Here is a 22,938-nt window from a genome sequence, read left to right on the forward strand (position 1 = left end):
CGGCAGGCTGAAGTCAGGCGCGCCAACGCCAACGGGCCAAGGCCTTGATGACTTTCATCCAGAATTTGCCAGTAACCGCCACGGTGGACTCTCTGTCTTGTGAGGCTTGAAGGTCCGCCAACGTTATCCCAGTGGCCGGGTCTGCGCAACCGGGCAGCAATGCGCGCAGGTCGTCGATTACCAGGCTGGGGGATTCGGCGTCGATCGGCCGGCCATGGTTATAGCCGTAGGTCAGGCCCACGCATTGCACGCCAGCCGCCTTGGCCGCCTGCACGTCACTGCGCGAATCACCGACAAACAGGGACTGCTGCGGGGTGACACCGGCCATCTGCATGACGAACAGCAACGCCGCCGGGTCGGGCTTTTTCTGCGGCAAGGTGTCGCCACCAATGATCCAGCGGAAGAAATTACCGATCTTCATCTGGTCCAGCAGCGGGCCAACAAAGCGCTCAGGCTTGTTGGTGATCAGCGCCATCTCCACGCCCTGCTTGCGCAGCCAGCGCAGGGTGTCGCGCACACCGGGGTAGACCACGGTAAGTTCGTGGCTTTCGGCATAAGCGTCCATGAACAGCGCCAGCGCCTGTTCTGCCAGCGCATCGTCCACGTCGGCATGGTCGATGCCGCCCGCCAACGCGCGGCGCACCAGCACCTGGGCGCCATTGCCAACCCAGTGGCGCACGGCCTCAAGGCCAGCAGGCGGGCGCCCCAGTTCGAGCAGCATGCGGTCCACGGCGGCGGCCAGGTCAGGCACGGAATCGATCAGGGTACCGTCCAGATCGAACATCACCAGCCTTGGCAGCGTCCCCGGGAACAGCTGCTCGAAGCCACTCATGGGCGGGCCAGGGCCAGTTCGGCGCGCATCTTGGCGATCACTTCCTGATAGTCCGGGGCGTTGAAGATCGCCGAGCCGGCCACGAAGGTGTCGGCGCCAGCCGCAGCGATCTCGCGGATGTTGTTGACGTTCACGCCACCATCGATCTCCAGACGGATATCACGGCCACTGGCGTCGATCAGCGCACGCGCTTCGCGCAGCTTGTCGAGGGTGCCGGGGATGAACTTCTGCCCGCCGAAGCCTGGGTTGACGCTCATCAGCAGCACCATGTCGATCTTGTCCATCACGTACTTCAGGGCGTCCAGGCTGGTGGCCGGGTTGAACACCAGGCCGGCCTTGCAACCACCATCCTTGATCAGCTGAAGCGAACGGTCGATGTGCTGCGTGGCTTCAGGGTGGAAGGTGATGTAGGTGGCACCCGCTTCGATAAAGTCGCCAATGATGCGGTCAACCGGGCTGACCATCAGGTGCACGTCGATCGGCGCAGTAACGCCGTACTTGCGCAGAGCGGTGCAAACCATCGGACCGATGGTCAGGTTGGGGACATAGTGATTGTCCATGACATCGAAGTGGACGATGTCTGCACCCGCAGCCAATACCTTGTCGACGTCCTCACCCAGGCGGGCAAAATCGGCAGAGAGAATGGAGGGGGCAATAGCGTAGGGCTGCATGGCGCACCTGTTGGCAAATTCACGGTGGCGCGCATTGTAACTCAGGGAAAGCGATGAAGGCTGATTGGTATCAATTGGTGTCGACCAACGCAACCTGTGCCGGCCTCTTCCGGCTTTAGCCGCGAAGAGGCCGGTACAGGCAAGCCATCATCAAGCCGGCTGTTGAGTCCTCAGCTTCTCGCTACGCCCACGCAACCACTCCAGGGTCAGCAGCAACAACACCGAGAACGCAATCAGCAAGGTCGCCGCCGCGGCAATGGTCGGGCTCAGGTTCTCGCGAATACCGCTGAACATCTGCCGCGGCAGTGTTGCCTGCTCCGGCCCGGCGAGGAACAGCGTCACCACCACCTCGTCAAACGAGGTGGCAAAGGCAAACAGGGCTCCCGAGATGACACCGGGCGCAATCAGCGGCAGGGTCACCCGGCGGAAAGCCAGCAGAGGTGAAGCGCCCAGGCTGGCCGCCGCACGCACCAGATTGTAGTTGAACCCCTGCAGCGTCGCCGACACGGTAATGATGACGAACGGCACCCCCAGCACCGCATGCACCAGAATCAGCGAGGTGAAACTGTTGCCCATACCCAGAGGGGCGAAGAACAGGTAACTGGCCACCCCGATGATCACTACCGGCACCACCATGGGCGAGATCACCAGCGCCATCACCAGCGACTTGCCGGGGAAATCGCCCCGGGTCAGGCCGATGGCCGCCAAGGTGCCGAACACCATGGCCAGCACCGTGGCCGCTGGGGCAACGATGATGCTGTTTTTCAACGCCCGCATCCATTCGGCCGAGCCGAAGAAGTCCTGATACCACTGCAGCGAGAAGCCCTGCAGCGGGTACACCAGGAAGCTGCCACTGTTGAACGACAGCGGCACGATCACCAGCACTGGCAAGATCAGGAACAGCAGGATCAAGCCGCAGAGAATACGCAGGCTGTAGAACCAGACCCGCTCCACGGGCGACATGTATGGGCTCAGCATGACAGGCTCCTCAGCTCAGGCGCAGACGGCTGGCGCCGACCAGCCAGCTATAGATCAGGTACAACAGCACGGTCGCCAGCAGCAACAGCCCGCCCAATGCGGTGGCCATGCCCCAGTTGATGCTGGTGTTGGTGTAGAAGGCGACGAAGTAGCTGACCATCTGGTCGTTCGGACTACCCAGCAGCGCCGGGGTGATGTAGTAACCGATGGCAAGGATGAACACCAGCAGGCAACCGGCGCCCACACCGGCGTAAGTCTGCGGGAAGTACACCCGCCAGAAACTGGCGAACGGGTGGCAGCCCAGCGAGATCGCCGCACGCATGTAGCTCGGGGAAATACCCTTCATCACGCTGTACAGCGGCAGGATCATGAACGGCAGCAAGATGTGCACCATCGAGATGTAGACGCCTGTGCGGTTGAACACCAGTTCCAGCGGCTGGTCGATGATGCCCATGGCCATCAGCGCACTGTTGATCAGCCCGCCCGACTGCAGCAGCACGATCCACGCCGCCACTCGTACCAGGATCGATGTCCAGAAGGGCAACAGCACCAGAATCATCAGCAGGTTGCTCTGCCGGGTCGGCAGGTTCGCCAACAAGTAGGCCAGTGGGTAGGCCAGTACCAGGCAGATAGTGGTAATCACCACCCCCATCCACAGGGTACGGACAAAAATGTCCAGGTAAATGGCCTGGTCCGGGGTGGCCTTGGCCAGCTCACCAAGGTCATCGATGCGATGATCCACCGAGGCCAGCAGGTAGAAAGAAGTCACCGAGCTGGTATTGCGGCGTATCGCCTGCCAATAAGCCGGGTCGCCCCAACGCTCGTCGACAGCCTGCAACGCCTCTTTATAAGAGGCAGGCTCAGCCTTGAAGGGCAGCGCACGGGCAGTCTTGGTCAACAAGCTGCGGTAACCGGCCAGCTCCATGTTCAAGCGTTTGGAAAGGTCACCAAGGGTCTGGTTCTTGCGCGACTCGGCCAAATCCTGGCTCAACGCCTTGTAAACGTCCTCGCCTGGCAGGCTTTTGCCATCCCACTGGCTGATGATTTCCACCGTGCGCGGCAGGCCGCCGACCACTTCAGGGTTGCCGACGCTCTTGTACAGCAGCGCCGCAATCGGCACCAGGAACACCAGCAGAAGAAACAGCGCCAGCGGCGCGATCAACGCCTGCGCCTTCCAGCGGTTGACCCGCTCGGCGTGTTTGAGGCGCTGCTTGAGACTTGGACCTGCGCCTTCGTTGAGGGGCACTGCAATGGCCATGGCGAACTCCGCAATACAGGCTGAATTGGGGGCCGCTTTGCGGCCCCACACACTGGACGTTTACTTCTTCGCCGCCCAGGCGTTGAAGCGTTGCTCCAGCTGCTCGCTGTTGTCGGCCCAGAACGCCACGTCGATCTGCACCTGGTTGGCAATGTTCTCAGGCGTGGTCGGCATGTCTTTCTTCACTTCGTCCGACAGCAGGCTCACGGCCTTGGAGTTGGCCGGGCCATAGGCGATGTTTTCGGAGTAGATCTTCTGCTGCTCGGGCTTGACGCTGTAGGCGATGAACTTCTTCGCCTCTTCGACGTTTTTGGCGCCTTTGGGTATTGCCCATGCATCGAAGTCGTAGATGCCGCCGTTCCACACCACCTTGAGGTTGCTCTCTTTCTGCACAGCGGCGATACGGCCGTTGTAGGCAGAGCTCATGACCACGTCGCCAGAGGCCAGGAACTGCGGTGGCTGTGCACCCGCTTCCCACCACTGGATGCTGGGCTTGAGTTCGTCGAGTTTCTTGAAGGCGCGGTCCTGGCCTTCCTTGGTTGCCAGCACTTTGTAGACGTCCTTGGGCGCAACACCGTCGGCCATCAGTGCAAATTCCATCGTGTACTTGGCGCCCTTGCGCAGGCCGCGCTTGCCCGGGAACTGCTTGGTGTCCCAGAAATCGGCCCAGCTGGTGGGGGCGGTCTTGAGCTTGTCGGCGTTGTAGGCCATGACCGTGGACCAGACGAAGAAGCCCACACCGCAAGGCTGAATGGCACCAGGCACGTAGTCTTCCTCGTTGCCGAACAGGGCCGGGTCGAGCTCTTCGAACATGCCTTCGTCGCAACCGCGCGCCAGCTCTGGCGACTCAACCTCTACCAGGTTCCACGACACACTCTTGGTGTCGACCATCGCCTTGACCTTGGCCATTTCGCCGTTGTACTCACCCGCGACAATCTTGCCATTACCCGCTTTTTCCCAGGGTTCGTAGAACGCTTTGACCTGGGCAGCCTTGTTGGCGCCCCCGAACGAGATCACGGTGAGGTCTGCGGCCATGACCTGGCCAGCGGTGAACAGCCCCAAAGCCAGGGCGGTCAGTTTCAACTGCTTGCGCATTATTATTCTCTCCACAGTACAGGGTTGGTGAAGCAATCCATCAATGGGCTTCGGCAATCGGATCGAGCGCGCGGGCGTGCTCCACCTCCCAGCCCAGCGGTACTACATCGCCCACGGCCAACGCCGGGTCGAGCTCGGCAATCGGCTGCTTCACGAAGAAGTCGCCTTTGCCGCAAACCTCCAGACGCACCCGCACGTGGTCGCCCAGGTAAATGAATTCGGCCACCCGGCCAGAGAACCGGTTCACGCAGCTTTCACTGTGGCCGTTCAGGCGCACGCGCTCCGGGCGTATCGACAGGGTCACCGGCTCGCCGGCCTGGCCGACATTCACCGCCAGCGCCTCGACCCGCTCGCCGCGAGGCAACTGCACCTGGCAACGTTTGCCATCGCTGGCCAGCAGGGTGCCGCTGATGCGGTTGTTCTCGCCGATGAAGTTGGCGACGAAGGTGTTGCAGGGCTCTTCGTACAGCGTGCGCGGGTCGGCGATCTGCTGGATTTCGCCCTGGTGGAACACCGCCACGCGGTCGGACATGGTCAGCGCTTCGCCCTGGTCGTGGGTCACGTACACCACGGTCACACCAAGACGCTGGTGAATGTGCTTGATCTCCATCTGCATGTGTTCGCGCAGCTGCTTGTCCAGCGCGCCAAGTGGCTCGTCCATCAGTACCAGTTGTGGCTCGAACACCAATGCCCGGGCCAGCGCCACACGCTGCTGCTGGCCGCCAGACAGCTGGCCGGGGTAGCGTTTGGCGAAAGCGTCGAGCTGCACCATGTTCAGCACGCGTTTGACCCGCTCGCTGATGTCGGTCTTGCTCAGGTTGCGCACGGTCAGCGGAAAGGCCAGGTTCTCAGCCACGGTCATGTGCGGAAACAGCGCGTAGTTCTGGAACACCATGCCGATATCACGCTTGTGCGGCGGCACGTTGTTGATCGAGCGCCCGCCAAGCTGGATTTCACCGGCGGTGGGCGTTTCGAAGCCCGCCAGCATCATCAGGCTGGTGGTCTTGCCCGAGCCGGACGGGCCAAGCAGGGTGAGGAACTCGCCCTTGCGGATATCCAGGTTGAGGTCTTTGACGATCAGCGACTCGCCGTCGTAGCTCTTCTGCACACCACGGAAGCTGACCAGCGTTTCGCCGGTTGCAGCGTTCGACTTCGCCTCGCTCATGCCTGCACCTTCTTGTTGGATGACTGCGTAGGCAAAAGAGTAGAAGAGACGCAAGCGCCCGAAAATCGGGGGTACTGAGAGAATGCCATCATCCGGATGGAAGATTTGTTGTAGGGATCGCCCTACAACGATGGCGGGATTGGAATGCCCTTGCGAGCCAACCACGAACCTGTGGGAGCGGGCATGCCCGCGAAGAGGCCGGCTCAGCCATAGAGATCAGCAGGCCAGGCCCGTTCGCGGGCATGCCCGCTCCCACATAGGCTTCGGCAAGTTTCGGGCACCCGTATGTCGCAATCAGATCAGCTTGTGCTCCATGGCGTACTTCACCAGCTCCGCCAGCGAGTTCACTTTCAACTTCTGCATCAGGCGCGCCTTGTGGGTGCTGATGGTCTTGCTCGACAGCGCCAACTGTTGGGCGATGTCGTTGACGTTGGCGCCTTGGGCCAGGCGCTCGAACACCGAAAACTCCCGCTCCGAGAGCAGTGTGTGCAACGGCCGGGATTCGGTGAGGCCTACTTCGAACACCATGCGGTCGGCCAGCGACGGGTCAATATAACGCCCGCCACCGGCCACCCGACGAATCGCTGTCAACAACAACGCCGGATCACTGTCTTTGGTGGCATAGCCCGCCGCACCGGCCTTCAGCGCCCGCGCCGCCATCTGTGCCTCATCGTGCATCGACAACATCAGGATCGCTGGAGCATCGTGCAGCGCACGGATACGCGGGATCGCCTCCAGGCCGTTCACACCCGGCATCGAGATGTCCAGCAGTACCACCTCGCACGGTGTGTGGCGCAGGGTTTCGAGCAACTGCTCGCCATTACCGGCCTCCCCCGCCACTTGCATGTCCTTGGCCAGGCCAATCAACTGCTTGATGCCTTCACGGACAATGGTGTGGTCTTCGGCCACCAGTACTCGAATCACGATTGCTCTCCTACTCCAACGGAATGGCCACACTCAGGCTGGTGCCTTCGCCCGGCTCGCTTTCCAGCGTCATGCTCCCCCCCAGCATCAGCACCCGCTCGCGCACACCCACCAGGCCAAATGAGGTGGGCCGGGTCTGCTCGCGGCAAAAGCCTTGGCCATCATCACTGACCGTCATGCGCAACTGTCCGCCCTCACGTACCAGCTCAATCTCTACGCTGTGCGCCTGGGCGTGACGCATCACATTGGTCAGCGCCTCCTGGAGGATACGAAACAGCCCGGTGGCCTTGGCATCACTCAATGCTGGCAGATTATCGGGTACTTGCACCAGACAGGGGATTTGCGTACGTGCCTCGAAACGCCGCGCCTGCCATTCGATGGCCGAGGCAATGCCGGCATCGAGGATCGGCGGACGCAAGGCAGTGGCGACATCGCGTACCAACTGGAACAACTGGGCGATCAGGCGTTTCATGCTCGCCAGGCGATCATTCAGGCCAGGGTCCAGCTCGGCATAGGCCAGCTCGCACATCGACACTTCCAGCTTGAGCACGGTCAGCATCTGCCCCAGTTCATCATGCACTTCCCGGGCGATACGGGCTTTTTCCTCTTCACGCACGCTCTCCAGGTGGGCCGAGAGTTCGCGCAGCTGCTCCTGGGACTTCGCCAGCGCCAGCTCGGCCCGCTTGCCCTGTGTGATGTCCCAGACTACACCGTCCCACACTACCTGGCCGTTGCCCAGATGCCGGGCGCTGGCCTTGATATCGGCCCAGCGCTGTTCGCCCTGCCGGGTGAGGATGCGCCCCTGCCAGGACCAGTCCTGGTCGCTGGCCAGGGCCAGGTCCTGCACCCTGTGATAATCAGCACGGTCCTCGGGGTGCACCAGGTTGCGCAGGCCCATCTGCGGGTGCTGGATCTCGCTGGGTGCATAACCCACCAAAGCCTCGCTACCCTCACTGATATAGGGGAACTCCAGATCGCCCTCGGCCGGGTCACGCTCCAGGCGAAACACCAACCCTGGTACGTTGCCAGCAATGCCCTTAAGCCGCGCCTCGCTTTCGCGAAGGGCCGCCAAGGCACGGTGGCGCTCGGTGACATCGGCGAGGTAGACCACCAGATATTCGGAATCACGAAAGCGCAGAAAGCTCAGCGACAGCTCCACGGGTAGCAAGCTTTGATCAGCCCGCCGGCATTGCGTCTCAAACTGACCGACACCCCCCGCCCCTGTCCGCGCACCCTTCCACAGCTCTAGCCAACGGTCCATGTTCAGGCTTGGCTCGAAGTCGCTCAGCGGCCGCTCCAGCAACGCCCCTTCGCTGTAGCCCAACATGCGCTCGGCGGCATGGTTGGCGTAACGCACATGGCTGTCCCAGTTGACCCAGAGGATACCCACGGTGCTCTGGTCGATGGCGAACTGGCTCAGGCGCAACGCCTCTTCGCGCACCTGGCGTTCAACAAGGCTTTCTCGCGCGGCCAGCAGGCTGCGCTCCAGCTGGCGCTGCTGACGGCGTTGCCACACCAGCGTGGCCAAGGCACACAACAGCAACAGACCGAACAACAAGGCCATGTTCTGCCAGAAGCCCGGCGACTCGCTCAGGCGCGGGTATTTCGGCTGCAACCAGCGCTGATGCAGTTGCTCCAGCTCCTTGGCCGGCACGGCCTGCAAGCCACGTTCAAGTACATCGGCCAGCATCGGCCAGTCGCGCCGCGAACCGATACGCAACAGTTGCGGCAGGCCAATATCGCCGACCACCGCCAGCTCACCGAACTCGCTCTCGCGCGACAGGCGGCTGAGCTGCGCTTCATCCAGCACGGCGAAACTGGCCTGGCCACCTACCACCAGTTGCAAGGCCTCACGATCGTCGGGCACCCCCTGCAGGTTGAGGTTGCCGTAGTTGCCGCGCAGGTAATCCGCCAGCGGGCTGGGCATGCGCACCGCGACGCGTTGCTCGGCTTCAAGCTTTTCCAGTTCCACGGCCATGGCCCCGGTGCGCGGCCCCACCACCAGCTGTGGCACGCGCATGTACGGGTCGCTGAATAGCCACAGGCGCAGGCTGGCCGGCGTCTGGGTAAGGCCAGGGGCGAAGTCGATTTCGCCGCTCTGCAGGGCATGTTCCAAACTGGCCTGGTCAGTGAAGTTACGCCAGGTGAGGTCCAGCCGCAGCGTCTGCGCCAGGCTGTTCACCAGCTCCACATTGGCCCCGTACAGTTGCTGCAGACGCCGGTCGAACTGGGCGTAGGGCGCCTGCAACACCAGGCCGACACGCAGGCTGCGGTGGGTGTCCAGCCACTGCTGCTGGTCAGGCTCCAGCACCACAGAGGGCAGCGCCTCGGGCTTGGCCCAGGCAATCAAGGGCAGCCACAAGCAGCCGATAACCAACAGGCGACGCACTCGCTTCATCTATACGCTCGACTTGGCAAAGACGGCCATGCAGCATGGCCGTCACGGGCAAATACTATTAGGCTGCCGGTTTCATTCTGGCCTTGGGTTGACTCATGTCCACACTTTATCGCACGACGCTGGCAATGTGCTGCCTGGCCTCGGTCCTTCCACTCGGCGCCCTGGCCGCCGATGCCGAAAAACCACCTGCAAATGCCATGGCACCGGCTGCCGAGGCCCCACGCCCACCCTTGCTGGAACGCAGCCAGGAGGATGCACTGGCGCTGGAACGGCTGCTGCCCAAGGCTGAGCAGCAGACCCTGCAGGCCGGTGCCGACAGCTTCCTGGCCCTGTGGAAGCCGGCCAACGACAACGATCCGCAAGGGGCGGTGATCATTGTCCCTGGTGCAGGCGAAACGGCCGACTGGCCAAATGCAGTCGGCCCACTGCGGCAAAAATTCCCTGATATCGGCTGGCACAGCCTGAGCGTCAGCCTGCCCGACCTACTCGCAGACAGCCCGCAAGCGCGGGTCGAAGCCACACCACCGGCAGCGCCTGCGCCAGACAAAGGCGAAAGCGCACCGGCCAAGGACGTGCCGGCCGACGCCAACGCCAACGTGGCCCAAGCCACCGCAGCCGATGCCGACACAGCAGAAAGCACCGATGCCGAACAAGCCAGCGAGCAGGCCGACCCGGCAGATGCCGAACGCATCTTCGCCCGCCTGGATGCCGCCGTGGCGTTCGCCCAGCAACACAACGCCCGCAGCATCGTACTGATCGGCCATGGTAGCGGTGCGTATTGGGCGGCGCGCTACCTGAGCGAGAAGCAGCCACCACAGGTACAAAAACTGGTGATGGTCGCTGCACAGACCCCTGCACGGGTGGAGCAGGACCTGGAAAGCCTGGCCCCAACCTTGAAGGTACCCACGGCCGATATCTACTACGCCACCCGCAGCGCTGACCGCAACGCAGCCCAGCAACGGCTGCAGGCCAGCAAACGGCAGAAGGATAGCCAGTACCGACAATTGTCATTGATTGCCATGCCAGCAAACAAAGCGGCGGAACAAGAGCAATTGTTCCGCCGGGTGCGGGGGTGGATGAGCCCTCAGGGCTGAGTCAGGCTTGATCCCTGTGGCGGGGCGTCAAAGGCCGCGCCGCTTGCGGATCATGGCATAGGCCTGGTGCAACTCACGGGTACGCGCGGTTGCTTCACGCACCTGCGCCTCGCTGGCACCGGTACCTGCCAGCTTGTCCGGGTGATGCCGGCTGACAAGCCGACGATACGCCTGCTTGACCTTATCGGTGTCGGTGTCTGCGTCCACCGCCAGCAAGCGCAACGCTGCCGCGTAGGTCATGGGCACGCTTTCTGCTCCCGTGGCCTTGCGCGGCTCGTACTCCAGGGACATGGCCTGCACCTGGCGCCGGCTCATGCCCAGCTTCTGCCCCCAGTCCAGCAGCAACTCACGCTCCTTGTTGCCCATCTTGCCGTCAGCCCAGACCATGCGCCAACAGGCCCGCAAGGTACCTTCCGCCGCGTGGGGCTGCTGACTGATGCGCCGCAGGTGCCCGCCAAGCCGGTCCTTGCCCGCCTTGCCACGGTTGAACGCATTGATGGCGCGCAACCGGGCTGCCTCGGCCAGGTCCAGGCGCACCATCTCCTGACGCGCCTGCTGGATATGCTGCTCGGCTACCCGGCCATCGCACTTGGCCAGGCGCCCGAGCATCACGAACAACAACTCGTCGTCGCGTAATGCAGGGCGCCCACCCAGGCGTTCGCGCATGTCTTCCCAGCCTTGCAAGCGCAGCCGGCGGTCGATGGCCTGCCCAAGCAACGCACCGAGCAAGGCACCCGGTATGCTCGCAACGGCAAAGCCGGCACCCACGCCTATCACCGTGCCTGGCCACCACATGTCAGGCGCGCTCGCCAATCAGAGACTCAGCCTCGGCCAGGCGTTCAAGCGTGCCAACATCCACCCAGTGCCCACGGTAGTGTTCGCCAGATACCTTGCCGGCCGCCATCGCCTGGCGCAGCAACGGTGCCAGTTTGAAGGCACCCGCCTGGCAACCTTCGAACAGCGCCGGGTGCAGCACGGAAATGCCGCTGAAGGTCAGCGTGCCGGGCGCGTCATCGCCGTCAACGACCTGCTCGCCCACCAGGCGGAAGTCACCACGGCCGTGATGGCCAGGGTTGTCGACCAGTACCAGGTGAGCCAGGCCTTGCAGGGGAGCCTGCAAACGCGCGAAGTCGTAGTCGGTCCACACATCGCCATTCACCAGCAGGAACGGCGCATCACCCAACAAAGGCAGGGCCTTGAAGATGCCGCCGCCGGTTTCCAGCGGTTCACCTTCAGGTGAATAGCGAATGCTCAGGCCGAAGCGGCTACCGTCGCCCAGATGGTCTTCGATCTGCTGGCCAAGCCAGGCATGGTTGATCACCACTTCGGTCACGCCCGCTGCCGCCAGGGCGCGCAAGTGGTACTCGATCAGCGGCTGGCCGGCGACCGGGACCAACGGTTTTGGGGTGTGCAGGGTCAGCGGGCGCATGCGCTCGCCCTTCCCCGCAGCCAGGATCATGGCCTTCATGCACGCGCTCCGGCCTGCAACTCGGCAATCAGTTCACCCAGCTCCGCCAATTCGGGCCGGCGACCGATCACTTCATTTATATAGGCGAAGAAACGCGGCACGTCGCCCAGGTAACGCGGCTTGCCGTCGCGGTGGCAGATGCGGGCAAAGATGCCGATCACCTTCAGGTGCCGCTGCACGCCCATCAGGTCACTGGCGCGGTGGAAGGCTTCGAACTCGGCGTGCACCGGGATGCCAGCCGCCTGCGCCTGCTGCCAGTAGTCGCCCAGCCAACCTTCGACCCGCGCCTGCGGCCAGCTGACAAAGGCGTCCTTGAACAGGCAGGTAATGTCGTAGGTGACCGGGCCGTATACCGCATCCTGAAAGTCCAGCACACCAGGGTTGGGGGTGCTCTGCATCAGGTTGCGCGGCATGTAGTCACGGTGTACCAGCACCTTGGGCTGCGCCAGGGCGCTGTCGATCAGCAACTGGCTGACGCGCTGCCAGGTGGCCTTCTGTGCATCGGTGAAGGTCAGGCCCAGCTCACGCCCCACGTACCATTCGGGGAACAGTTCCACTTCACGGCGCAGCAGGGCGTCGTCGTAGCTGGGCAGCGGCGCGTCCATTGGCAAACGCTGGAACTTCAGAAGGGCATCGATGGCGTCGGCGAACAGGCCATCGGCGTTGTCGGCATTGATGATGTCAAGGTATGTCTGAGTGCCCAGATCCCCAAGCAGCAAAAAGCCGCGTTCCAGGTCCTGGCCGTGGATCAGCGGCACATGTACGTCAGCGCTGGCCAGCAGGTGGTCGATGGCGACGAACGGTCGGCAGTTCTCCTGCGGGGGGGGCGCATCCATGATCACGAAACTGTGGCCAGCGCCCTGCCAGCGGAAATAGCGGCGGAAGCTGGCGTCGCTGCTGGCAGCGGTCAGGCTGCCTGCAGGCACCTCGCCCCAGGCGTTGTCACGGAAAAGATCATTGAGCTGCTCATCGAGCCAGACCGTCAGTTGTTGCAGGCGTACATCGTGTTCAGGCATTGCAAGGGTCTCCGACGGCCCTAGCCGTCAAGCGGGTCATGCTTTATTATCCAGCATCTTTTTCAGACCATCGAGAGGCGTGCGGCCCCACACGCGGGCAGATGGCACGCAGGAAGCCCGGACTAATAAGATGGCATTGAAATCCCCCGCGTTTCGTAGAAAGTTTCCGTTGCTGGTAACCGGCGGTCTGCTGGCCCTGCAACCTCTGGCCACCTCATACGTAGTGGCAGCCGAACAGTTCGACTGCCAAGTGTCCGCCGCCGGTGGTTGGGACTGCAAGCCCAAAACCCCAGTCAACAACTTGCCACCGCGCCCGGTGCACGAAGGTGCAGCCGTCAGCTCCGGCACCGAAGCGGCGGGCGAAGCCGAAACTGCGGACCGGCCCGTGCTGGTTACCGAGGCCAAGGGCCGTGGTCTGAAGTCGCGCAGCGAAGACTACAGCCACCTGGACTGGGTGCCGCGTGAAAAGCTCACCGCCGCGCAGCTGGCTGAAACCGGCCCGTACTGCGGTGGCGCGTATATCGAGCCAACCCGCCCGGGCATGGCCGACACCACGCCGAAGGACGAGTCGCCGACCTACATCAATGCCAAGGTATCCAAGTACCAGCAGGAGCAGCAGATCGCCACCCTCGCCGGTGACGTGGTGATGCGCCAGGGCAGCATGCAGGCCGAAGCCGACGAGGCCAACCTCTACCAGGCCGAAAACCGTGGCGAGCTCAAGGGCAACGTCAAGATCCGTGACAACGGTTCCCTGGTGGTCGGTGACGAGGCCCAGATCCAGCTCGACACTGGCGAAGCCCAGGTCGACAACGCCGAATACGTGATGCACAAGTCGCACATCCGCGGCAGTGCCCTTTACGCCAAGCGTGGCGAAAACGCCATCATCCGCCTCAAGGACGGTACGTACACCACCTGCGAACCGGGCAGCAACGCCTGGCAGCTGAAGGGCAACAACATCACCCTGAACCCGGCCACCGGTTTCGGTACTGCGACCAACGTTACGCTTCGGGTCAAGGATTTCCCGGTGTTCTATACACCGTACATCTACTTCCCGATTGACGACCGTCGCCAGTCCGGTTTCCTGCCGCCCTCGTTCAGCACCAGCAGCGACACCGGCTTCATGCTGGTCACGCCGTACTACTTCAACCTGGCGCCTAACTACGACGCCACGTTGTACCCGCGTTACATGGCCAAGCGCGGCCTGCTGATGGAAGGCGAGTTCCGCTACCTGACACCTTCCAGCGAAGGCCAGTTCGGCGGCGCCTACTTGAACGACAAGAACGACGACCGCAAAGATCAGACTGATTACAAAGATCAGCGCTGGATGGTCAACTGGCAGCACAAGGGTGGCCTGGATGAACGCCTGATGACCGAGGTGGACTACACCGACATCAGCGACCCGTTCTACTTCCAGGACCTGGAATCCGACCAGATTGGCGTGGAAAGCCGCGACCTGCTGAACCAGCAGGGTGCGTTGACCTACCGAGGCGACAGCTACACCGCGCGGTTGAATGTGCATGCCTACGAGATGGCGACCATCTCGCAGATCACGCCGTATGATCGCCTGCCGCAGCTGACCCTGAACGGTACGCTGCCGTTCCAGCCTGGCGGTTTGAACCTTGGGTACGAGACTGAAGCTGTTCGCTTTGATCGTGACCTGAAGGACGATTTCGTTCTGGACGAAGATGGCAATCCAGACGCCAGCGCCGGCGTACCCGGTCGTCGTCTTGACGAAAACATCTTCGGTGTAGCGCGTGCCAACGGTACCCGCCTGAACGTCGCCCCGTCCATCAGCCTGCCGATGGAGGCCAGCTACGGCTACATCACGCCGAAGCTGAAGTACATGTATACCCATTACGACCTTGACCTGGATAGCAAGGGCAAGAGCGACATTGCAGGCGCGAACGCAGACACACTGGACGTGTTCGGCGACTACAAAAGCAACCTGAACCGCGATATCCCGATTTTCAGCGTCGACAGCGGCCTGTATTTCGACCGCAACACCTCGTTGTTCGGCACCAACTACCGCCAGACCCTCGAACCGCGCATGTTCTACCTCTATGTCCCGTACAAGGACCAGATGGACATCCCGCTGTTCGACACGGGTGAAACCCTGTTCAGCTACGACTCGCTGTTCCGTGACAACCGTTTCAGCGGTACCGACCGCATCGGCGACGAGAACAAGCTGTCGCTGGGCGTGACCACCCGCTGGATCGAGGAGAACGGCTTCGAGCGTCAGAACTTCAGCATCGGCCAGGCTTACTACTTCAAGGACCGCAAGGTCCAGCTGCCAGGCATCGACTACCGCACCCGCAAGGACGCGCAGTCCGATGTATCGCCATACGCTCTGGTGTACAACTACTACTTCAACCGCGACTGGCGCTTCAATTCGGACTTCAACTGGGACCCGGACAGCCGCAGCACCCGCTCGGGCAGCGCGATGTTCCACTACCAGCCTGAAGACAACCCGAACAAGATCGTCAACCTCGGCTATCGCTACCGTAACGACACCATTGCCTACGACTCGACCACGGGTACCTGGAAAGTGGGCGGCGGTGACTATGGCACCCCGGGCGATCCGAACTACATCAAGGATTACTACAAGATCCAGCAGCACGACTTCTCGGTCATCTGGCCGATCGTGCCGCAGTGGAACGTAATCGCCCGCTGGCAGCATGACTACAACCGCAACCGTACCCTGGAAGCCATGGGTGGTTTCGAATACGACAACTGCTGCTGGAAGCTGCGCCTGATCAACCGTTACTGGATCGACTACGACGATTTCAGCCAGGCCCTTCCACAGAACGAAAAAGGCGACCACGGTGTCTTCCTTCAGATCGTCCTGAAAGGTCTCGGCGGCGTAGTTGGCAACAAGGTCGAGTCTTTCCTCGACCAAGGCATTCAAGGTTACCGTGAACGTGAAGACCAAGCTTATTGATCGTCTGCGCCCAGTGTTGCTGGGCGTCGCTTTGCTGAGTGGCGCGGTGCATGCCGCGGTGCAACCTCTTGATCGCGTGGTGGCTATCGTCGACAACGACGTGGTCATGCAAAGCCAGCTGGACCAGCGTGTCCATGAGGTCCAGCAAACCATCGCCAAGCGCGGCGGCGGCGTGCCGCCGACCAGCGCCCTGGAACAGCAGGTCCTGGAACGCCTGATCGTCGAGAACCTGCAGCTGCAGATCGGCGAGCGCTCTGGTATCCGCATCACCGACGAAGAGCTGAACCAGGCCATTGGCACCATTGCCCAGCGCAATGGCATGTCGCTGGACCAGTTCCGCGCGGCGCTGGCCCGTGACGGCCTGTCGTTCGACGACGCTCGCGAGCAGGTCAAGCGCGAGATGATCATCAGCCGCGTGCGCCAACGCCGCGTTGCCGAGCGCATTCAGGTGTCCGAGCAGGAAGTGAAGAACTTCCTGGCCTCGGACCTGGGCAAGATGCAGATGTCGGAAGAGTACCGCCTGGCCAACATCCTCATCCCGACCCCGGAAGCCGCCAACTCGGACGATATCCAGAAGGCTGCGCGCAAGGTCGGTGACGTGTACCAGCAACTGCGCCAGGGTGCCGACTTCGGCCAGATGGCGATTGCCAACTCGGCCAGCGAAAACGCCCTGGAAGGCGGCGAGATGGGCTGGCGTAAAGCCGGTCAGCTGCCACCCGACTTCGCCAAGATGCTCAGCAGCATGCCAGTGGGCGAAATTACCCAGCCTATTCGCATCCCCAACGGCTTCATCATCCTCAAGCTCGAGGAGAAGCGCGGCGGCAGCGAGAACGTGCTGCGCGACGAAGTGCATGTACGCCACATCCTGATCAAGCCAAGCGAGATCCGCAGCGAGGCGGCCACCCAGCAGCTGGCCGAGCGCCTTTATGATCGGATCAAGAACGGCGAAGACTTCGGCGAACTGGCCAAGAGCTTCTCGGAAGACCCGGGTTCGGCACTCAACGGCGGCGACCTCAACTGGGTCGATCCGAACAGCCTGGTACCGGAGTTCCGTGAACAGATGGCCAATGCCCAGCAAGGCGTAGTGACCAAACCGTTCAAGACCCAGTACGGCTGGCACGTTCTGGAAGTGCTGGGCCGCCGCGCCACCGACAGCACCGAGCAAGCTCGCGAACAGCAGGCCCTGAGCGTACTGCGCAACCGCAAGTATGACGAAGAGCTGCAAACCTGGCTGCGCCAGATCCGCGACGAAGCCTACGTTGAAATCAAGCTGCCTGGCGCTGACCAGGCCGCCCAGTGAAGCCCCTGCGCTTCGCCGTCACCCCCGGCGAGCCGGCCGGCATAGGCCCCGACCTGTGCCTGCTGCTCGCCGCAGACGCCCAGCCTCACCCCCTGATCGCCATCACCAGCCGTGACCTGCTCGCCGAGCGGGCCACGCAGCTGGGGCTGGCCGTCAGCCTGCTGCCGGTAGCCCCGGGCCAATGGCCTGACCTCCCGGCACCCGCAGGTAGCCTGTACGTCTGGGATACCCCCTTGGCGGCCCCGGTGGTGCCAGGCCAGCTCGACAAGACCAACGCAGCGTTCGTGCTGGAAACCCTGACCCGCGCCGGGCAAGGCTGCCTGGACGGGCACTTCGCCGGGATGATCACGGCCCCGGTGCACAAGGGTGTGATCAACGAAAGCGGTATCGCCTTTTCCGGGCATACCGAATTCCTTGCCGAACTGACCCGCACCGCACAAGTGGTAATGATGCTGGCCACCCGCGGCCTGCGCGTGGCCCTGGTGACCACGCACCTGCCACTGCGTGATGTTGCCGACGCTATCACTGCAGAGCGCGTCGAACGTGTAACCCGTATCCTGCATGCCGACATGCGCGACAAGTTTGGCATTGCCAACCCGCGTATCCTCGTGTGCGGCCTCAACCCGCATGCGGGCGAGGGCGGCCACCTGGGCCGCGAAGAAATCGACATCATCGAGCCGACCCTGGCCCGCCTGCGCACCGAAGGCATGGACCTGCGCGGGCCGCTGCCGGCCGATACCCTGTTTACCCCCAAATATCTGGAGCACTGCGATGCGGTGCTGGCGATGTACCACGACCAGGGCCTTCCCGTACTCAAGTACAAAGGCTTCGGCGCAGCAGTGAACGTGACCCTGGGCCTGCCGATCATCCGCACGTCGGTTGACCACGGCACCGCCCTGGACCTGGCCGGCACTGGCAAAGTCGACACCGGCAGCCTGCGCGTCGCACTGGAAACCGCCTACCAGATGGCCGAGAACCGACCATGAACGAGCAATACCAACACCGGGCGCGCAAGCGCTTCGGCCAGAACTTCCTGCACGACGCCGGTATCATCGACCGCATCCTGCGTGCCATCAACGCCAAGGCCGGCGAACACCTGCTGGAAATCGGCCCGGGCCAGGGCGCCCTGACCGAAGGCCTGCTGGGCAGTGGCGCACAGCTGGACGTGGTGGAGCTGGACAAAGACCTGGTGCCGATCCTGCAGCACAAGTTCGCCGATCGCAGCAACTTCCGCCTGCACCAGGGCGATGCCCTGAAGTTCGACTTCAACCAGTTGGGTGTGCCGCCGCGCAGCCTCAAGGTGGTTGGCAACCTGCCCTACAATATCTCCACCCCGCTGATCTTCCACCTGCTCAGCCACGCCGGGCTGATCCGCGACATGCATTTCATGCTGCAGAAGGAAGTGGTCGAGCGCATGGCCGCCGGCCCTGGCGGCGGTGACTGGGGGCGCTTGTCGATCATGGTGCAGTACCACTGCCGCGTGGAGCACCTGTTCAATGTCGGCCCTGGTGCCTTCAACCCACCTCCGAAAGTGGATTCGGCAATCGTCCGCCTGGTGCCGCACGAAGTGCTGCCGTTCCCGGCCAAGGACCACCTGCTGCTGGAGCGTGTCGTTCGCGAAGCGTTCAACCAGCGCCGCAAGACCCTGCGCAACACCATGAAAGGCCTGCTGGACAGCGCCGCCATCGAGGCTGCCGGCGTTGATGGCAGCCTGCGCCCTGAACAGCTCGACCTGGCAGCCTTCGTGCGCCTGGCTGACCAGCTGGCGGATCAGCAACAAGCCTGATTTAGCCCGTACCGGCCTCTTCGCGGGCCACAAGGGATCGCACAACCCTCAAATCCTGTGCGACCCCTTGTAGGAGCGGGTTTACCCGCGAAGAGGCCGGCACAGACAACACCCCCCCAAGCCCGATCACCGCTGGCCCTCCCCCCTCCCAATGGCCTAGACTGCATTATTGCGTCAGTTCGCCCAAGGCCCTTGCATGTCCGACCCCCGCTATCAAATCGACGTCAGCGTCGTGACCCGCTACCTGAAAGAACAATCCGACCCCGAAAACAGTCGCTTCGCTTTCGCCTACACCATTACCGTGCAGAACAACGGCTCGCTCAGTGCCAAGTTGCTGTCGCGCCACTGGCTGATCACCAACGGTGACGGCGAGGTAGAGGAAGTACGCGGCGCCGGCGTGGTCGGCCAGCAACCCAACATCGACCCTGGCCAGAGCCACACTTACAGCAGTGGTGCCGTCATCAGCACCCGCGTTGGCACCATGCAGGGCAGCTACCAGATGTTCGCCGAGGACGGTAAGCGCTTCGACGCCGAGATTGCCCCCTTCCGGCTGGCAGTGCCCGGAGCGCTGCACTGATGGCCACCTACGCCGTCGGTGACCTGCAGGGCTGCCTGCAGCCGCTCAAATGCCTGCTCGATCGCGTCAGTTTCAACCCCGCCGTCGACCGCCTGTGGCTGGTCGGCGACCTGGTCAACCGCGGCCCCGAGTCACTGGAAACCCTGCGCTTCCTGTACTCGATTCGTCATTCACTGGTCTGCGTGCTGGGCAACCATGACCTGCACCTGCTGGCCGCCTGGCACAACGTCGAGCGCCTCAAGAAAAGCGACACACTGCGCGAGATCATCGAAGCGCCGGACGCCGACCAACTGTTCGACTGGCTGCGCCAGCAAAAGCTGCTGCATTACGACGAGCCCCGCGGCATCGCCCTGGTTCACGCCGGCATACCGCCACAATGGACCCTTGGCAAAGCCCTGGAACTCGCCGCCGAGGTCGAGGAAGTGCTGCGTGACGACACCCGCCTGCAGCTGTACCTCGACGGCATGTATGGCAACGAGCCGAACAAGTGGAGCAAGAACCTCGCCGGCGTCGAACGCCTGCGGGTCATCACCAACTACTTCACCCGCATGCGCTTCTGCACGGCCGATGGCAAACTCGACCTCAAGAGCAAGGAAGGCCTGGGTAGCGCGCCCAAAGGCTACAAAGCCTGGTACGCGCACAAGGACCGCCGCTCACGCCACGTGAAGATCATCTTTGGCCATTGGGCCGCTCTGCAGGGTGAGGTCACCGAGCCCGACATCATCGCCCTGGACACTGGCTGCGTATGGGGTGGCGCCATGACCCTGTACAACGTCGACAGCGGCGAATACCACCGCTGCGATTGCGCCGACGACGGCACCCTGCGCCAGCCGGCACAACCCACTACACTCAACGACCACACCTGAAGGAAGTAGTACCCATGAGCGAATTCAAGCGCATCCCTCCTGAGCAGGCCTTGGAGCTTCGCAAGAAAGAAGGTGCGGTCGTCGTCGACATTCGCGACCCGCAGGCCTTCGCCGCCGGCCACATCACCGGCGCCCGGCACCTGGATAACCACTCGGTCGCTGATTTCATCCGCAACGCCGACCTCGACGCGCCAACCCTGGTGGTCTGCTATCACGGCAATTCCAGCCAAAGTGCCGCCGCCTACCTGGTAGGCCAGGGTTTCTCCGACGTGTACAGCGTGGACGGCGGCTTCGAACTGTGGCGCGCGACCTACCCGGCCGAGACCGCCCAGGGCAACGCTGAATAATTTTTTATTTTCCCCTGCAGCCCGTGCGCCGCGCGGGCTTGCGGCTTATCTGACGAACGGTCGTTCGTAACTTCTGCCTTTCTCACCCCTTTACCTTGCAGATAACCAACTACGCTTAAGCTCAGGCCATCCAAAAAGGGGAGAGCCGGTACACCGGCGTGCGGGTCATCGGTAGCGTTACAGGGTGTTCTGGGGGGTATACAGCAATCGGCCAACCCGGTTGCATGCCAGCATCAGCTGACTGATCCGGCGTCGTCTCCACGTATCGAGCGAGGTGACGTCATGAGTATTTTTAGCCACTTCCAACAACGTTTCGAGTCTACGCGCCAGGAAGAACTCTCGCTGCAGGAGTACCTCGAGCTGTGCAAAGAGGATCGCAGTGCCTACGCATCGGCGGCCGAACGGCTGTTGCTGGCCATCGGTGAGCCAGAGCTGATCGACACCTCTACCAACTCCAGGCTGTCGCGCATCTTCTCCAACAAGGTTATCCGCCGCTATCCGGCCTTTGCCGACTTCCATGGCATGGAAGAGTGCATCGACCAGATCGTGTCGTACTTCCGCCACGCCGCCCAAGGCCTGGAAGAGAAGAAACAGATCCTCTATCTGCTGGGCCCGGTAGGCGGCGGCAAGTCCTCGCTGGCGGAAAAACTCAAGCAGCTGATGGAAAAGGTGCCCTTCTACGCGATCAAGGGCTCGCCGGTATTCGAGTCACCTCTGGGCTTGTTCAATGCCACCGAAGATGGGGCCATTCTCGAGGAAGAGTTCGGCATCCCACGGCGCTACCTCAACACCATCATGTCGCCTTGGGCCACCAAGCGCCTGCAGGAGTTTGGCGGTGACATCTCCAAGTTCAAGGTGGTGAAGCTGTACCCGTCGATTCTTAACCAGATCGCCATTGCCAAGACCGAACCCGGCGATGAAAACAACCAGGACATCTCGGCCCTGGTCGGCAAGGTCGATATCCGCAAACTTGAGGAATACCCACAGAACGACGCCGACGCCTATAGCTACTCGGGCGCGCTTTGCCGGGCCAACCAGGGCCTGATGGAATTCGTCGAAATGTTCAAGGCGCCGATCAAGGTCCTGCACCCCTTGCTCACCGCCACCCAGGAAGGCAACTACAACAGTACCGAAGGCCTTGGGGCGATCCCCTATACCGGCATTCTGCTGGCGCACTCCAACGAATCGGAGTGGCACACCTTCCGTAACAACAAGAACAACGAAGCGTTCATCGACAGGATCTATATCGTCAAGGTGCCGTACTGCCTGCGGGTCAGCGATGAAATCAAGATCTACGACAAACTGCTGGTCAACAGCTCGCTGTCCAAGGCCCACTGTGCGCCAGATACGCTCAAGATGCTGGCTCAGTTCACAGTGCTTTCGCGCCTGAAAGAGCCCGAGAACTCCAATATCTATTCCAAGATGCGCGTTTACGACGGGGAAAACCTCAAGGACACCGATCCAAAGGCCAAGTCGATCCAGGAATACCGGGACTCTGCGGGTGTCGACGAAGGCATGAACGGCCTGTCGACTCGCTTCGCCTTCAAGATCCTGTCCAAGGTGTTCAACTTCGACCCACACGAAATTGCCGCCAACCCGGTGCACCTGCTCTATGTCCTCGAACAGCAGATCGAACAGGAGCAATTCCCGGCTGAAGTGCGCGAACGCTATCTGCGCTACCTGAAGGAATACCTGGCACCTCGCTACATCGAGTTTATCGGCAAGGAAATCCAGACTGCCTACTTGGAGTCCTACAGCGAATACGGCCAGAACATCTTCGACCGCTACGTGCTGTATGCAGATTTCTGGATCCAGGATCAGGAATACCGCGACCCGGAAACCGGCGAAATTCTCAACCGCATTGCGCTCAACGAGGAACTGGAGAAGATCGAGAAACCGGCTGGCATCAGCAACCCGAAAGACTTCCGCAACGAGATCGTCAACTTCGTACTGCGCGCACGCGCCAACAACAATGGCAAGAATCCAAGCTGGCTGAGCTATGAAAAGCTGCGGGTCGTGATCGAGAAGAAAATGTTCTCCAACACCGAAGACCTGCTGCCGGTCATCAGCTTCAACGCCAAGGCCAGCAAAGAGGACCAGAAGAAACACAACGACTTCGTCACCCGGATGGTGGAGCGTGGCTATACCGACAAACAGGTGCGCCTGCTGTCGGAATGGTACCTGCGGGTCAGGAAATCGCAATAAAGCGGCAAGCTACGAGCCGA

General features: G+C 62.2%; 20 protein-coding genes. 9 read left to right on the forward strand and 11 right to left on the reverse strand.

The annotated features are described in order from the left end of the window. Nucleotides 1–13: 13 nt before the first annotated feature. The 8 genes from ACF8O8_RS09210 to ACF8O8_RS09245 all read right to left on the reverse strand — a co-directional run bounded on the left by ACF8O8_RS09210 (nucleotide 14) and on the right by ACF8O8_RS09245 (nucleotide 9,321). Nucleotides 14–832, reverse strand: coding sequence for a phosphoglycolate phosphatase (locus tag ACF8O8_RS09210; protein WP_010951753.1), 819 nt, complete (start codon nucleotides 830–832; stop codon nucleotides 14–16). Further along, nucleotides 829–1,503: a ribulose-phosphate 3-epimerase gene (rpe, locus tag ACF8O8_RS09215; RefSeq protein WP_003255539.1), complete on the reverse strand. Its 675-nt coding sequence runs from the start codon at nucleotides 1,501–1,503 to the stop codon at nucleotides 829–831. The genes ACF8O8_RS09210 and rpe overlap by 4 nt, the downstream gene beginning before the upstream one ends. A gap of 150 nt (nucleotides 1,504–1,653) precedes the next feature. Beyond that, nucleotides 1,654–2,481, reverse strand: coding sequence for an ABC transporter permease (locus ACF8O8_RS09220; protein WP_003255542.1), 828 nt, complete (start codon nucleotides 2,479–2,481; stop codon nucleotides 1,654–1,656). 10 nt (nucleotides 2,482–2,491) lie between these two features. Then, nucleotides 2,492–3,739, reverse strand: a complete 1,248-nt coding sequence (locus ACF8O8_RS09225; protein WP_010951751.1) for an ABC transporter permease — start codon at nucleotides 3,737–3,739, stop codon at nucleotides 2,492–2,494. Nucleotides 3,740–3,799: 60 nt separating this feature from the next. After that, entirely contained in the window at nucleotides 3,800–4,834 is a 1,035-nt protein-coding gene (locus ACF8O8_RS09230) for an ABC transporter substrate-binding protein (RefSeq protein WP_350298353.1), read from the reverse strand. 40 nt (nucleotides 4,835–4,874) lie between these two features. Continuing rightward, a complete protein-coding gene (locus ACF8O8_RS09235) occupies nucleotides 4,875–5,999 on the reverse strand; it encodes an ABC transporter ATP-binding protein (RefSeq protein WP_003255547.1) in 1,125 nt (374 codons plus the stop codon). 294 nt (nucleotides 6,000–6,293) lie between these two features. Next, nucleotides 6,294–6,926 (reverse strand): response regulator transcription factor, encoded by a 633-nt coding sequence (locus tag ACF8O8_RS09240; RefSeq protein WP_172830947.1) that lies wholly within the window; start codon nucleotides 6,924–6,926, stop codon nucleotides 6,294–6,296. 7 nt (nucleotides 6,927–6,933) lie between these two features. Continuing rightward, nucleotides 6,934–9,321 (reverse strand): PAS domain S-box protein, encoded by a 2,388-nt coding sequence (locus ACF8O8_RS09245; protein WP_350298354.1) that lies wholly within the window; start codon nucleotides 9,319–9,321, stop codon nucleotides 6,934–6,936. Nucleotides 9,322–9,416: 95 nt separating this feature from the next. Between ACF8O8_RS09245 and ACF8O8_RS09250 the strand changes: the two genes are divergently transcribed. Further along, nucleotides 9,417–10,415 (forward strand): alpha/beta hydrolase family protein, encoded by a 999-nt coding sequence (locus tag ACF8O8_RS09250; RefSeq protein WP_010951747.1) that lies wholly within the window; start codon nucleotides 9,417–9,419, stop codon nucleotides 10,413–10,415. 27 nt (nucleotides 10,416–10,442) lie between these two features. On the opposite strand, the gene ACF8O8_RS09255 is transcribed toward ACF8O8_RS09250, so the two are convergent. From ACF8O8_RS09255 to ACF8O8_RS09265, 3 genes are read right to left on the reverse strand one after another with little or no spacing between them, the layout of a single operon-like run. After that, nucleotides 10,443–11,210, reverse strand: coding sequence for a TerB family tellurite resistance protein (locus ACF8O8_RS09255; protein ID WP_010951746.1), 768 nt, complete (start codon nucleotides 11,208–11,210; stop codon nucleotides 10,443–10,445). 1 nt (nucleotide 11,211) lies between these two features. After that, entirely contained in the window at nucleotides 11,212–11,883 is a 672-nt protein-coding gene (gene murU / locus ACF8O8_RS09260) for an N-acetylmuramate alpha-1-phosphate uridylyltransferase MurU (RefSeq protein WP_010951745.1), read from the reverse strand. Beyond that, nucleotides 11,880–12,899: an aminoglycoside phosphotransferase family protein gene (locus ACF8O8_RS09265; protein ID WP_392509577.1), complete on the reverse strand. Its 1,020-nt coding sequence runs from the start codon at nucleotides 12,897–12,899 to the stop codon at nucleotides 11,880–11,882. The genes murU and ACF8O8_RS09265 overlap by 4 nt, the downstream gene beginning before the upstream one ends. A 130-nt stretch (nucleotides 12,900–13,029) precedes the next feature. Here ACF8O8_RS09265 and ACF8O8_RS09270 point away from each other — a divergent pair, with 130 nt between their 5' ends. The 8 genes from ACF8O8_RS09270 to ACF8O8_RS09305 all read left to right on the forward strand — a co-directional run bounded on the left by ACF8O8_RS09270 (nucleotide 13,030) and on the right by ACF8O8_RS09305 (nucleotide 22,918). Further along, nucleotides 13,030–15,837, forward strand: coding sequence for an LPS-assembly protein LptD (locus ACF8O8_RS09270; protein WP_350298355.1), 2,808 nt, complete (start codon nucleotides 13,030–13,032; stop codon nucleotides 15,835–15,837). Then, nucleotides 15,818–17,137 carry a peptidylprolyl isomerase SurA gene (gene surA, locus ACF8O8_RS09275; protein WP_011953306.1) on the forward strand — a complete coding sequence of 440 codons (1,320 nt, stop codon included), beginning with the start codon at nucleotides 15,818–15,820 and terminating at the stop codon, nucleotides 17,135–17,137. Before ACF8O8_RS09270 ends, surA begins: the two co-directional genes overlap by 20 nt. After that, on the forward strand, nucleotides 17,134–18,123 hold the full coding sequence (gene pdxA, locus ACF8O8_RS09280; RefSeq protein WP_392509578.1) for a 4-hydroxythreonine-4-phosphate dehydrogenase PdxA: 990 nt from the start codon (nucleotides 17,134–17,136) through the stop codon (nucleotides 18,121–18,123). Before surA ends, pdxA begins: the two co-directional genes overlap by 4 nt. Beyond that, a complete protein-coding gene (gene rsmA, locus ACF8O8_RS09285) occupies nucleotides 18,120–18,923 on the forward strand; it encodes a 16S rRNA (adenine(1518)-N(6)/adenine(1519)-N(6))-dimethyltransferase RsmA (RefSeq protein ID WP_003255558.1) in 804 nt (267 codons plus the stop codon). Before pdxA ends, rsmA begins: the two co-directional genes overlap by 4 nt. A 196-nt stretch (nucleotides 18,924–19,119) precedes the next feature. Beyond that, nucleotides 19,120–19,500 carry a Co2+/Mg2+ efflux protein ApaG gene (gene apaG / locus ACF8O8_RS09290; RefSeq protein ID WP_003255559.1) on the forward strand — a complete coding sequence of 127 codons (381 nt, stop codon included), beginning with the start codon at nucleotides 19,120–19,122 and terminating at the stop codon, nucleotides 19,498–19,500. Beyond that, nucleotides 19,500–20,366: a symmetrical bis(5'-nucleosyl)-tetraphosphatase gene (locus ACF8O8_RS09295; RefSeq protein WP_054888490.1), complete on the forward strand. Its 867-nt coding sequence runs from the start codon at nucleotides 19,500–19,502 to the stop codon at nucleotides 20,364–20,366. Before apaG ends, ACF8O8_RS09295 begins: the two co-directional genes overlap by 1 nt. Nucleotides 20,367–20,380: 14 nt before the next feature. Next, nucleotides 20,381–20,713 (forward strand): thiosulfate sulfurtransferase GlpE, encoded by a 333-nt coding sequence (gene glpE, locus ACF8O8_RS09300; protein WP_010951742.1) that lies wholly within the window; start codon nucleotides 20,381–20,383, stop codon nucleotides 20,711–20,713. A gap of 282 nt (nucleotides 20,714–20,995) precedes the next feature. Then, nucleotides 20,996–22,918, forward strand: a complete 1,923-nt coding sequence (locus ACF8O8_RS09305; protein ID WP_003255563.1) for a PrkA family serine protein kinase — start codon at nucleotides 20,996–20,998, stop codon at nucleotides 22,916–22,918. Nucleotides 22,919–22,938 lie beyond the last annotated feature (20 nt).

It is taken from the genome of Pseudomonas sp. TYF_14 (genome assembly GCF_043105275.1).
Lineage (GTDB): Bacteria > Pseudomonadota > Gammaproteobacteria > Pseudomonadales > Pseudomonadaceae > Aquipseudomonas > Aquipseudomonas alloputida.